We start from the raw sequence: 13,869 nt of genomic DNA on the forward strand, positions 1-13,869 counted from the left end.
GGCGGGGCCGCGCGGCCCCGGTCCATGCCGGTGGCGGCACGGACCGGGGCGCGGTGGCGTTGTGCATTACTGGTCCAGTTGCTTCAGGGCCGCGTCCAGGTGGCGCAGCCAGATGGCGACAATGGCGTCGGAAGATGCGGTGCCGCGCAGCACCGGGCGCGGGGTGACGCCCCGTTCGCGCAGTTGCGAGGCCAGCGAGTCCGCTTCGTCGCCCGCCATGTCGTTGTGGGCATGGTCGCCCGCCACGGCCATCAGCGGCACCAGCCACGCGGTGCGCACCTTGCGGGCGGCCAGGGCGGCAGTCACGTCGCCGAACGAGGGCGAACCCTCCACCACGCTGATGAAGAACAGCGGGTCGGCCTTGGTCAGGTAGTACTGCATGGCCGGGTAGCTGAGCGCGGCGGGGTGGTGCAGGTTGCCGTGGCCCATGAAGATCACGGCATCGCCGGGCTTGCGTTCCTTGGGCAGCAGCGACTTCAGGGCAACGGCCAGGGATTCGGCGTCGTCGATGGACGCCAGCAGCGGCAGGCCCACGGTGATGCGGGTCAGCCCCTTGGACAGGCCTTCCATGGCTTTTGCCGTGGCCATCAGGCCGTGGAATTCCTCGCCGGTGATGGTGTGGAACGATTGCACGGCCACGTGGGTGAAGCCTTCCTCTGCCATGTCGGCCAGGGCCTGCTGGGGCGAGGCGGCGGGTTTGCCTTCCCTGATCAGCGCGGCGCGGGCCTTGCGGGCCGACCAGGCCCAGCGGATGTCGGCGTCGGGATGGGCGGCGCGCACCAGCCGTTCGATGTTGTCTAGCGCGGGGCGGGCTTCTTCCATCGTGGTGCCGAAGGCCACCAGCAGGATGCCGTCCTTGCGGACTGCGTCGCCACCGTGCCCGGCCTGGGCGGTCAGGGGCAGGGTCAGGCACAGGGCCAGCAGCAGGGGCAGCAGTTGGGCCGCCAGCAGCGGCAGGGTGCGGGAGCGTGAAGGGGAACGGAAGGCCGCGGACGACGAGACGCCCGAAAGGGCACGCGAAAGGGCGCCACGCCGCAGGGCGGGCAGGCCGGAAGGCACGAGAAGCATGAGGACCTCCGAAGAGGCAGGCGGGCAATTGGCAAGGCGGCGGACACGCAGGGTGCGGACCGGCACGACCCGAAACGTTGGCGTATCCCCGCGCGGATGCGGCTGTCGCACCCGATGCGCCCGAGGTGTCCGGAGCGTGCACAGGGCAGGCTGGCGGACAGGCAGGCAGGGCGCGCGCGGGACACGGCGTGTGCGGTCGGGCAGGCGCGGGTGCGCGGAATGTGGCCGCCGGTCCCGGAAGTGCAAAAGCCCCGTTACCTTCCGGGCATGGCCGATGACGCGTCAGGCAGGTCTTCCGGCTTGCCCGACCTGCTCCGGCCTTCCCGGACCGTGGTCCAGTGGCGCTCTGGGGAGCAGGCGTTCTCGCGGGCTTACGGCGGCGGGTCCGCTCCCGATTTGCACGGGATTCCCTATCAAGTCCGATGGACACCTGAAGGACCATGGATAGGCCCCGCGCGGCGGGGCTGTCAAGCAACAGGGGGAGGCGGGATGTGGGGCAGGGGGGGGCGTGGGCGGAACGGCTGGGCGGGGTGTGCCCTGCGTCATGGAGATGTTGGCGGATCGTCCCGGCGGTGACGGCATATGCAGATGGCGCGACGCACGAACGGCCCTGTTCGGCTGTTCTGGCCGCGGGCGGCATGGGGGCCACTCGGCATCCGGAGCCTGGGTGTTTCGGCGTTTGGGACATCCGGCCCGTCCGGATGCATGATGTACCGCAACTGTTGTCGTAATACGCCTGTAATACAGGACTAACGAGCTTGGCATTTCAGTTGCAGTGGTACCGTTAGTCGTATGCCCGAATCCGGCTTGTCCGGACAACACCCGAGATTCGGGCGGCACCGTGAAGGGATGAAAGAAAAGCCCGACATTCCTCAAGAAAACAGGACGGCGGGCACGACCCGGAACAAATTTACGGATGGATTTGGGGATTCCGGAAAAGCCGGACGCAAAAGCGTCGGCACCGGACAACAGGCTGAAAGCAGGCGGGGCGCGCCCGGAATCGGATTCCGATCGGCATTCCCGCACAACGCAAGGTTGGAGTGCGCAGCGCGCCTTCGCCAACAAGGGGAGAAAGCCATGGTTACGCAGAACACCACCACCGCCGCGGGCGCGGCACCCACCGGCGCCCGCATCCGGCTGAACTCGCCGCAGGCCAACCAGCAGGTCGTCATCGACAACATTGCTGGCGCCACGCTGGAAATGGGCTTCCCGTCCGAGGCGGCCCAACTCGAGCAGTCCGGACAGGACCTCGTGTTCCTGTTCGAGAACGGCGGTCGCATCGTCCTTTCCAACTTTTTCGGCCTGTTCGAATCCAACCAGCTGCCCGCCTTCAACCTTGAAGACGGCCAGTCGCTGCCGGGCGACGCGTTTCTCGCGGCCCTGCGCGAAGACCTGCTGCCTGCCGCCGGTCCCGGCGCGGGCGCTGCCGCGGGCAGCGGCGGCGTGGGCGACTACGACGACAACGCGGGCGACCTGATCGGCGGCGTTGACCGCCTTGACCCGCTGGGCACCACCGGCATCGGCACGGCGGCCCTGGGCACCATCGAGGATGAAGGTCCGCTGGACCTCGCCACCGGTTCGCTGCTGATCACCATCAACACCAACATCAGCACCACCATCGAGCAGAACGGCGAATATCCCGAACACCCCGACGCGGTTCCCCCGGGCACCTACGCGGGCGTGTTCGAAGACTGGGCCCCCAACCAGCACCTGGGTTCGCCCCTGACCTTCGAGGCGGTGCTGGGCTTCATCTTCACCCCCACCGACAACGAAGTACTGGACACCATCACCATCATCGGCCCCATTGCGGGCGCCTTGCTGGTGGGGGGCGTTCCCTTGGCAGCCGACGGCGCGGGAAACTTTGTCATCTCTGCGGCTGACATCGGCGACGTCACCCTGCTGCCCCTGGCGGACAGCGGCACCGACATCCCGCTCTCCGGCTTTGCCTCCATCACCGACCCCGACTCCGGCCTGACCGGAACCGTGCCGTTCACCTTCACGGCGGTGGTCGATGCGGCGGCCGACCAGCCCACCGGCGTGGATGAAACGGTCAGCTACGGCCCGTTCTATTGCGACCACGGCAACGGCGACGGCGGCAACGGCGACGGCGACATGGTCACCGCTCGCGTGATGGATTCCGACGGCGACGAACGGTCGTTCTGGCATCACAACCCCCACGACGCCCCCGACGGCCCGTGGTGGAAGCATACGGCCGCCAACCCCACCGAGACCGACGACGGCGACCACGTGCAAAGCGCGGTGAAGATCACCCTGTCCGCCACCTTCGGCGATTACCAGGATGGTTCGGAAAACCACTTCCTGCTCATCGAGGCCAAGGAAGGCTGGACCTACGACACCGTGAACATCGGCGGCGTGGAACTGGACCTCTCCGAGTTCCTGACCCTGGGCGCGGACATCCCCGCCTCTGCCACGCAGGGCCTGGGCGTCATCGACCCCGCTGGCTACTACTATGTCATCCCCGTGGGTGACGAGAGCATCGTGGGCACCTCGCAGTCCGTGGACGGCCAGGGCCTGACGCATGAACTGGCCACCAAGGCCGTCACCCTTACCCTGTACGCCCCGGACGAAGACTACGAGCCCGGCGGTAACGGCGGCTACGAAGGCAACGGCGAGTATGAAGGTCCCGTCATCGCCACGCTCGACCAGGGCTACAACGGCGACGGCGACGGCCACCACTGCGGGCGCGGCAACGACTACAAGGAAACCTTCGTCACCGGCGCACTGGCGGTGGACAGCGACGCGGACGGCAGTCTCGTGGCGGTCAACGACAATTCGCTGGTGTTCGGCTCCACCAACGTGTGGGTGGCCGCTGCCGAAGGCAACATCTACGTCACCGGTCAGCAGATCGGCTACGAAGATCCGCAGGCCTACGTCAACGAACCCTGGTACGACCCCTTCTCGACCAAGGACATCGACCTCGACTTCCACTTCAGCGGCGCCGACGACGAGCATCTCGACTACCTGCGCATCGCGGTGGATGTGAACACCCCGGCCAAGGTGCTGATTTTCGGCAGCGAAGCCCCGTTGGTCCCCGACGGTGAAGGCGGCAGCTACTACATCGTGCCCGCCCACCTGAAGGATCATGTGACGCTGATGCCCGCCAAGGACAGCGACGTTGACGTGAAGCTCACCGTCACCGCCGTGTTCCACGACCCGGACAGCGGCGACGTGGGCACCGACACCACGCAGCACACCGTGTACATCGACGCCGTGGCCGACAAGCCCATCGCCCACGACGCCGAAGTGGACTACACCCCCGGGCCGACGGCGGGCGACCCCGGCGGCACCCTGACCGTGACCCTTAACGCCACGTTCGGCGACTACCAGGACGGCTCCGAGCGTCAGTACGTGGGCATCGAAGTCAAGCACGGCTGGAGCTACCCGGGCAACGAAGGCTACAAGCTGGTCGATGGCCGCCTGTACGCCATCTACGACGTGACCGACGAAGTGGACGCGGGCAACGGCTCGGTTTCCCTGCCCGTCACCCTGGGCGTGGTCAACACCGACGACCGCTACTACACCGAGTTCAAGACCGTCGCCATCGCCAAGGAAACCACCTTCAGCGGCGTGGAATGGAATGGTTTGAACAACGAGGCGCATGACACCGATTCCGTGACCATCTTGGTCGACGGCGCGGACGGCTGCCTGCAGGTGTCCGGCGAGGGCTACGAAGACCGCATGCACTATGCGAACGAAGGCAACTTCTCCGTCACGCCCATCAAGCTGAACATCGACCTGTACGAAGACGATGACGAAGTGATCGACTCCGTCAGCATCAAGGCCCTGGGCCAGTCCTTCACCATCGTGGTGGACGGCGTGCCCACCCACCTCTCCACGGGGCAGAGCATCAACGTTGACGGCTCCAAGGCGAACAGCGTCTACATCATCCCCGAAGAGCACAACGGCAGGGACATCCGCATCGAGGCCACGGCCACCATCCAGGATCCCGACAGCGGCGACTACGCCACACGCTCCGATACCTCGACCATCGTCATCGACGCGGTGGCCGACAAGCCGGTCAACCTGTTCGAAACCGTCAACTACGGCTCCGGCCACGACGCCGTCGACCCGCCCCACGGCGCGTCCGTGAGCGTGACCGCCACCTTCGCCGACGTGCTGGACGGATCGGAGCGCCATTACATCGGCATCGAATACAAGAGCGGCTGGAACTACCCCTCTGGCGGCAGCCTCGAGAAGATCGACGGCACCTGGTACAAGTTGTACGATGTGACGTCCATGGACAACTCGGGCACCCTGACCAAGACCCTGAACATCGACCTGGTGCACGACACCGACGACCGCTTCACCACCAACTTCAAGACCGTGGCCGTGGCCGTCGACAGCGAGCCGGGCGACAGCGACTGGAACGGACTGACCACCGATAACAATACCGCCTACACCTTCGGTGACGTGGACGTGACCGTGGACGGCGCGGACGGTTGCCTGCGGGTTTCCGGCGGCGGCTACGAAGACTGGATGCCCGACGCGCACGTGGGCGATACCACCATCCTCAAGAGCGCGCTGAACATCAGCTTCACCCCTGATGAAAACGAAGTGCTCGACAACCTGGTGGTGAAGTACGACGGGCGGACGTTCATCCTGGTGGTGGGCGAGAACCCCGGCGACCCCGGCTACCGCGAGATAACGCTTGATCACTGGGGCGATTCCGCCGTGGTCAGCCCGGCGGAAATCGGCCACCTGTACGTGAAGACCACGCTGAACAGTGACCGCGACATCCCCATCGAAGTCACGGCCAACTACCATGACCCCAACAGCGGCGATTCCGGCAGTTCGACCACCGATCACACCATGGTCATCGACGCCGTGGCCGACAAGCCCACGGTGACCGTGGACGTGAACGACGGCGGTGACGGCGGCCTCAGCTTCCAGACTGGCGAAGAGGGCAGCGTGCATGTCACCGCCAGCTTCCCCGATACGGACGGCTCCGAAACCCACTGGGTGGTGCTGAACGTTCCCGTAGGCTTCGACGTCAGCAACCTGCAGGGCGGCACATGGGATGATGCTGCGCGCACCGTGACTTGGGGCGTGGGCTCCGGCGGCTCGCTCGACAAGACCATCACCGTGACCCAGAACGGTGCCGCTGACGGTTCGCACGACTTCACTGCCAAGTCCTACGCCCGGGAAGTCAACTTCTCGGGGAGCGGCCTGGACAACGACAACAACCTTGCCGAGTCCGATGGGGCCACCGATGCTGCCGTCGTCAACAGCGGCGCGGCCATCGGCTGGTATATCGAGGACGCCACCTCGTTCACCAACGTGGTCAACGAAGGCGACCCGGGGCCCGGCTCCGGTCCCATGATGGGCTTCACCGTCGGCTATACCGGCTACACGCTGCTGCCCGGCGAATCGGTGTCCATCGTGATTACCGGCCCCACCGGCACGGCTGGCGAAGGCGACTTCAACAACGCCTCCAACAACTTCGCGGCATGGCTGAATGCCGTGACCACCGGACCCAACGATGGCGTGGACTACGACCCCAGCACCAATACGCTGACGTTCTACAACGACGGCGTGCACACCCCGCCCACCAGCCTGACCTTCTACGCGGAAGTGAAGGGCGATAACCACGATGAGGACGACGAGACCGCCACCCTCACCCTGTCTTCGCCGAAGTTCAACGGCGTCAACGGGGGCAACATACTCGACGGCAGCGAAGACGGCACCATCATCGACGATGATGCGCCCATCATCGTGCCGCCGAGCGGCGGCGACGAAATCGGCCTCTCGGTGCAGGATGTTAAAGCAGCTGGAGGAGCCCAGGACACCGACAGCGACAACCTCGAGTTCGAAGCGGGCAGCCTGCCCCTCGACTTCACGTTCGACCTCAGCGGCGGCGACCCCGTGGTCGGCGGCCTGAAGAGTCCGCTGGATATCGATTGGGAAGTTGACGCGGGCACCGGCAACCTTATCGGCAAGATTGGCGGCGAGACGGCCATCGTCCTGTCGCTGACCGAACCCGCCGATGGTTCCTACGGCTCGGGCGACACCGTGAACGTGGGCGTTACCGTGACCCTGGTCGATCCGCTGCTGCACGCCAGCGCGGCCGACATCACGGTCAGCGGCGTCAAGGTTGCCGCCACCGACGGCGTCAGCCCGACCGTGCATGGCACCGTCAGCGTCAGCGTTGACGACGCTGGCCCCACGGCGACCCCGGAAGTGGACGACTTCAACGGCGGCATCACCACCAACCTGGTCATCATGATCGACCGTTCCGGCAGCATGGATGACCCGTCCGGCATACCGGACATGGACAAGTGGGAAGTGGCCCTGGAAGGCATGCAGGAACTGATCGACGCCTACGCCGGTCTCGGTTCAGTCAACGTGAAGATCGTGGACTTCTACGACGGTGAAGCAAGCTCCAGTTCGTGGTACTACGACGCCACGTCCGGCACTGTGACCTACCTGAACGGCAAGGGACCGGACGGCGGCACCAGCTACGACGCCGCCACCGACCGGGTGATGGCGGACCTGGCCAACGGCATGCCGCCCGCAGACAAGTCGGTGGTGTACTTCCTGTCCGATGGCAACCCCGACCCGGATTCCGCCGGGCTTGACGCTGGCGAAGTGGCCGCGTGGGAAACCTTCCTCGATGGCACCCCCATCGACGCGGTGTACTCCTTCGGCATCGGCTCCAGCGTGGATACCGGCCCCTTGGGAACCGTGGCGTGGAACGCGGATGACAGCGCGGACGACATCGTGGTCGTTGACGACCTCAACGACTTCACCCAGGCCCTGCTGGCCACCGTGCCCACCACCGGCAACCTGCTGGCCAACGACAGCGGCGGTGCGGATGGCGGCCTGGCCCTGCACAGCGTGACCGTTGATGGCGTGACCCGAGACATCGACGATACGGACGGCAACCACAAGTTCGCCTTCAACCTTGGGGACAACAAGGGCACCTTGACCATCGACTTCGACGACGGCAGCTACGTGTTCACGCCGGGCTCCAACCCCGTTGGGCAGGAAATCGTGAACTACGAAGTCCGCGACGCCGACGGCACGCTGGCCAACACCACCCTGACCCTGAACCTGCACACGGCCGAACTGGACGCGCACGACAACTACGCCACGGCGCAGCCGGGCGGCAGTACGGAATCGACGGATACGTTCTCGAACGGCTCCTACGACAGCGGCTGGAATGGCTGGAGTGATAACAACGACAACGACGGCGAGATCACCCGAGCGAACGTGGGTGGAGACCGCGAACTGCGCATCGAGCTTGACGACGACTCCACCGACTGGTTCGGGACAGTGGCCCCGAGCATCGAGAGCAGCAAGTCCTTCACCGTGGGCGCGGGCGACACCGTGAGCTTCGCGTGGAGGGCGGACGCCACCGGCGACAGCGGCCACGACGACGACCGGTTCGAGATCGAAGTCAACGACGGCAGCGGCACCCACACCATCTACACCGTGCCCAACAGCGGGGCGGATGGCAGCGGCACCTACACCCATACCTTCAAGACGGCGGGTACCTACACAGTTACCTTGCGCGTGGTCGATGGCGGTTTTGGTGACACCGCTGGCAACAACAAGCACCTCAACGCCTACATCGACGACGTGGTTCACGCCCTGGCTGGCGCTGCCCTGCTGGGCAACGTGGTCACCGACCACGCGGGCGCCGACATCGCCGACCAGATCGGCGGGCAGACCGCCCTGGTGACGGAAGTGAACGGCGTCGCCATCGCCAACGACGGCAACTTCCACGACGTGACGGGCGACTACGGCACGCTGAGCATCAACGCCTTCGGCCAGTACGAATACCACGCCAACGCGGGTACTGCGGTCGGGAACGACGATGCCTTCGTGTACAAGCTGACCGGCACCTCCGACAGCGACTACGCAACCCTCAACGTGCACATCGGCGATACGCCCGCGCACCTCTCGGCCACCGCCGAGAACTGGTCCGGCGTCGGCAACACCAACGACTTCCATCTGGGCGGCACCGGCGGTGACACCCTGAACGGCGGCAACGGCGACGACGTCATCTTCGGCAACTACGGCGATGACATCATCCACGGCAACGCCGGTAACGACATCCTGCACGGCAATGCCGGTAACGACACCATCTACGGCGATGCTGGCAATGACATCCTCGTTGGTGGTCAGGGTACGGACACCCTGAGTGGTGGTGGCGACGCCGACACCTTCGTGTGGAACGCGGAGGACTTCACGTCGGGCGCAGCGGATGTGGTGACCGACTTCAAGCCGGGTGCGGGGCCTTTCGGCGAGAACGATGTGCTTCGCTTCGCCGATGTGCTGCTCGACAGCGATGGCGACAGTTCCAACGGCATAAGCACCAACCTGATTACCAGCGGCAACCTGGCGGCTTCCGGTAATGATGCGGTGCTTACCCTGCACCATGGCGGGGCTGTGCAACAAGTGACCTTGCAGGGCGCCCTTGAGCACAACTCGCTGGCCGACATCGAACAGCACATCCTGAACAACAAGATCATCACCGAAAACAGCTAACCGGCGCGCCGCCCCCGGCGGCAGACCTTGAACACACGGACGCCCCGGCCTTGGCCGGGGCGTCTTGCGTGGTGCGGGCTGTAGCGGCGCGGCATGGTTGCGGCGTTCTTGACCTTGTGCCCCCCAGCCAGCCCAGTACTCCAGAATATCCGCCCCCTTTTCCGGCGATGGCCCGTGTGCGCCATCCATGGCTCCTGCCAGCCCACCCAGACCCGTAGGCCTCGGCTGCCGAGTGGTGGTGGCGCTGGCCTTCCGGTGGCTGCCGCGCGGAGCTAGGGTGTGACGCGTGGCGGCGGCGATGCGCAGGGGGGCATGCCCAATCAGACATTCCGGAAGGTGCGCGGCAGGCATCGCCTTGCGCGCGGCGTGCATGCCCCACGCGGCGGGGGGACGTGGTGTTTGGCGGACCGCGCCGGGCGTGGGAGGAACGCGGGCAATACAGGGGGGATGTAGATGGCCCGTGGTGGGCAAACATTACTGCCGCTGGCGTCATGCGATGCCGCCATGCGGTGGCGGATTGCCCGGTTGCGTTCGGGGTCTGCATTGCGGGATCGTGGGACGGCCCCTTGCCTTGATGCGGGCATGCGCACGGCACCGTACCCGTCGCCCTCCATCCGTTTTCGCGCCACCCCGCATTCGCCCACGCAAAAAGGGGCCGGTCCTTCGGACCGGCCCCTTCGGGTATGCCGTTCTCTGCGGGAGCGGCTATTGCGCGGTGGGCTTGCGCAGGGCGTCGCGGTCGATGCCCAGGCTTTCCAGCAGCTTGCCGCCAAGGGCCAGCAGGCGGTACTGGGCGCCGGCATCGTTCATGCGCGAGGTCACTTCCTGAATGGAAGAGCTGTACAGTTCGTTTTCGGCGTCCAGCACGTCCAGCAGGCTGCGCTGGCCCACCAGGAACTGCTGCATGTACGCGTCACGGGTCTGCACGTTGTAGTCGATGGCAGACTGGAAGTAGCGTTGCTGTTCGCGGGCGGACAGCATCTGGCTCCAGGTGGAGCGGGTTTCGCGGCCCAGTTCGTCGATCTGGTTCTGCAGTTCCTGGCGGCTCTGGCGCGAACGGGCGGAAGCACCCTTCACCGCGGCCACGTCGGCGCCGCCGTTGAACAGGTTCCAGCTCATGCGCAGCATGGCGGCGGTGCCCCATTCATGGTCACGGCTGCTTTCCACCTGGTCCTTGTAGGTGGGCCCCACTTCCGCGTAGATCACGGGGTGGTAGCCGGACTTGGCAAGGTCGATTTCCGCTTCAGAGGTGCGTACGTCGGAAATCAACGCCTGCACCTTGGGGTTGCTGGACTGGCTGTCGACCAGGGCGGCGTCGGCGCTGGGCGGGGTAGCCGTGGGCGCTTCCGCCGGGCCCAGGGTTTCGGGCACGACCTTGCCGGTCAGGCGCAGGTAGGCGGCTTCGGCCACCTGCAGGGCGGCGCGCGCTTCGGTCAGGGTCGACTGGGCGCGGGCCAAACGGCCCTGGGTCTGGGTAACGTCGGAAACGCTGGCCGCGCCCATGCGCGAACGTTCCTGCTGCGAACCCAGGATGGACTCGTGCTGCTGCACGTTGATCTCGGACAGACGGACGATTTCGCGCTGGCGCAGCACTTCGATGTGCGCGAGCACGGCGTCCAGGCCAAGGGCTTCGGCGTTGTCGATGAGGCGGTTGTCCACCGACCCGAGCTTGTTCGTGTTGATGTCCACGCGGCTGGCGGTGGCAAGGCCGTCCCAGATGGTCTGGCTGAGAGTCACCGAACCTTCGCTGCGGTCGTACCAGTCGTTTTCGTTGTTGGTGGCGCGGGTGGAACGGTCGTTGTACTGTTCCACGCCCACGCCGCCACGCACGTCAAGGCGCGGGAACCAGCCGGCACGCGCGCGGTCAACGTCGTGTTCGGCGGCCTGGCGGTTTTCCTGGAAGGCCTTGAGGCGAGGATGCGTTTCAAGGGTATTGACGACTGAGTCTTTCAGCGTCACTTCCTGCGCTTGCGCCGGAACCCCGATCGCAAGCCCCAGCACGGCGGCCAGCGCGCAGAACGCGAGCCAGCGCCGCTTTTGCGATTTCCTTTCCTTCATGACAGTCCTCCTCGTTGGGCCCCCCACCGTGCACGCGGATCGGAGAGCGCGTAGTGATTCCGAAAACATGGCGCGGGTAAACCCGCACTTTCTGCTTTTGCAACGATACTGCACTCCACACTACATTGTTTGGGTCGTCATGCGCAATAGGATTAGTTGCAACGCACGAAGGTTTTTGGGAAGAACTTGTCGTTCAGCCTGGCGGGATGGAGCACGATTCGCAGTTGATCGATCAAGCAACGGGGCGCATGGTTCGTGTTCGGCAAGAGGCTGGGATGCGCGAAGGATCGGAGCATGGAGCCCCAGTCTCATCTGTCGGAAAAAGGACGCCTGTCGCCATGCGGAAGTGTGTTACGGAACGGTGTGCGCATTGCGCATGTTCTGCATGGTGTCCCGTGCAAGAATTTTCGGGGTGGTTTGGCGATATTTCCGCATCGAAAGTCTGTCCATGAGAAAGATGCAAAAATAATGGTAGCCTGACGCCGTTGTTCGTAACGTAGAATGGTCACGGGTTCCCCCCACTCGTGGCAGGCTCCGTGTTGCCCCCTTTCCGGTTGCCCGCTCCGCGCCGGAAAGGGGGCTTGTCGTCGTTGAGGTGGGGGCGGGGGAGAGGCGGAAAAACATGAAAAGCCGCGCCTGCCCGGATGGCGGGCATGGCGCGGCATGCATATTCGGCGAAGGGGCTGGGCGTTCGGCCTGCCGGGCAGGCCACCCGCCAGCACGGCCAGCCGCCAGTCAGGTGCGTTGTCGTCAGTCGGTCTTTCCGAGATCGTGCTTCTTCAGCAGTTCGTAAAAGTGCCCGCGCGAAACGTCGGCCAGCCGTGCCGCCTCGCGAATGTCGCCGTGACAGTGGGCCAGCATGCGGATCACGTAGGCTCGTTCCGCGTCGGCCTTGTGGGCGCGCAGGGTGGGCGGGGTAGCGCCCGGTGCGAAGCCCCGCTGGTCGATGACCGCCTGTTCCCGCATGGTTGCTGCTCCGGGTACTGCCCATGGTGCGGCAATGTCCCCCGCTCCGGCCTGGTCCTGCAATCCGGCCGGATCATGCAGTGAGGATGCGCGGGCGGCGGACCATTCCGGTATCGGGACAGCGTCTGTGGCGTGTCGCGGCCACCCGTGCGCGGCACCGGAAGGGGCGCCCGCCATGGAGGCCGCCGCCCCCCCCTCTGCCGCAACAGGTGCGGGGGGCGTGGTCGCGCCCCCGGCCATGCCTGACCAACTTGCGTGGCCAGCTTGGCCAACGTGCCCGGCCTGCCCGGCCTGTCTGGTCTGTCTGGCCTGTCTGGTTTGTCTGGGCAGGGGGGGAACGTTGGTCGGCTCCGTCAGGCTCACCGGCCCCGTCAGGCCAGTAAGGCCCGCCGCATGTCCATCCATTCTGTCACGGGCCACCCGCACCCGGATTTCCGTGGGCAACTGCCGCGCGTACAGGGTTGTCTCGTCGCGCGCGGCGGCGCAGGCGCGCTCCACGGCGTGCACCAGTTCGCGCACGTTGCCCGGCCAGGGGTAGCTCTCCACGGTTTCCAGAAAGTCCTCGGCGGGAAACTTGGGGGGCAGGTCGTGCCGCTGGCAGAACCGGTCCACCGCCCAGGCGCACAACTCCGGCAGGTCTTCCGTGCGCTCACGCAGCGGAGGCAGGGTGATGGTCAGGCCGCGCAACCGGTACAGCAGGTCGCTGCGGAACATGTCCAGTCGCACCATTTCGTGCAGGTCCTTGTTGGTGGCCGCCACCAGGCGGAAGTCGCTCTCCACCTCCCTGCTGGCGCCAACGGGGCGAAAGCGCCGCAGTTCCAGCGCCCGCAGGAAGGCCCCCTGGATGGACAGGGGCAGGTCGCCCATTTCATCCAGAAACAGCGTACCCCCGTGGGCCAGGCGCAACAGCCCGTCGCGGCTGCGGTCCGCGCCGGTGAAGGCCCCGCGCACATGGCCGAAGAGCTGGCTTTCCACCAGGTTTTCGGTCAGCGACGCACAGTCCAGGGTGACGAACGGACCCGCCGCCCGCGCGCTGTTGCGGTGCACCGCGCGGGCGAACAGTTCCTTGCCGGTGCCTGTTTCGCCCAGAACCAGCACGTTGACCGAACTGGCCGCCGCCTCGGCCATCAGTTCCAGCGCGGCGTCAAGGGCCGGGCTGTTGCCCACGATGCCCTCGCGCGACAGCGGAGCGGAGGGCAAGGCGGAAGGCGGCGCGGCAACGGCAGGCGAATCCGGGTCCGCGTCGGCCTGACCGGCCTGCGCCGT

At 66.0% G+C, this 13,869-nt stretch carries 4 protein-coding genes and 1 riboswitch; of the genes, 1 reads left to right on the top strand and 3 read right to left on the bottom strand.

Going from position 1 to position 13,869, the window contains the following annotated elements:
- Positions 1–66: 66 nt before the first annotated feature.
- Positions 67–1,068 carry a sirohydrochlorin cobaltochelatase gene (locus tag FVW20_RS13840; RefSeq protein ID WP_196610072.1) on the bottom strand — a complete coding sequence of 334 codons (1,002 nt, stop codon included), beginning with the start codon at positions 1,066–1,068 and terminating at the stop codon, positions 67–69.
- Between the two features lie 268 nt (positions 1,069–1,336).
- A riboswitch (cobalamin riboswitch) is annotated at positions 1,337–1,517 on the bottom strand.
- 628 nt (positions 1,518–2,145) lie between these two features.
- On the opposite strand from FVW20_RS13840, the gene FVW20_RS13845 reads away from it, so the two are divergent.
- A complete protein-coding gene (locus FVW20_RS13845) occupies positions 2,146–9,579 on the top strand; it encodes a VWA domain-containing protein (RefSeq protein WP_196610073.1) in 7,434 nt (2,477 codons plus the stop codon).
- A gap of 705 nt (positions 9,580–10,284) precedes the next feature.
- On the opposite strand, the gene FVW20_RS13850 is transcribed toward FVW20_RS13845, so the two are convergent.
- The gene (locus FVW20_RS13850; RefSeq protein ID WP_196610074.1) at positions 10,285–11,637 is read right to left on the bottom strand and encodes a TolC family outer membrane protein; all 1,353 of its coding nucleotides are present in this window, start codon (positions 11,635–11,637) and stop codon (positions 10,285–10,287) included.
- A gap of 750 nt (positions 11,638–12,387) precedes the next feature.
- Positions 12,388–13,869 (bottom strand): sigma 54-interacting transcriptional regulator (locus FVW20_RS13855; protein ID WP_196610075.1); only part of this gene is annotated, 1,482 nt, incomplete at its 5' end.

The sequence above is a fragment of the Nitratidesulfovibrio oxamicus genome, assembly GCF_015731765.1.
GTDB classification, from domain to species: domain Bacteria; phylum Desulfobacterota; class Desulfovibrionia; order Desulfovibrionales; family Desulfovibrionaceae; genus Cupidesulfovibrio; species Cupidesulfovibrio oxamicus.

Coding starts and splice junctions, on each gene's coding strand:
- FVW20_RS13840 (WP_196610072.1), bottom strand. CDS start 1,068: ATGCTTCTCGTGCCTTCCGGCCTGCCCGCCCTGCGGCGTGGCGCCCTT.
- FVW20_RS13845 (WP_196610073.1), top strand. CDS start 2,146: ATGGTTACGCAGAACACCACCACCGCCGCGGGCGCGGCACCCACCGGC.
- FVW20_RS13850 (WP_196610074.1), bottom strand. CDS start 11,637: ATGAAGGAAAGGAAATCGCAAAAGCGGCGCTGGCTCGCGTTCTGCGCG.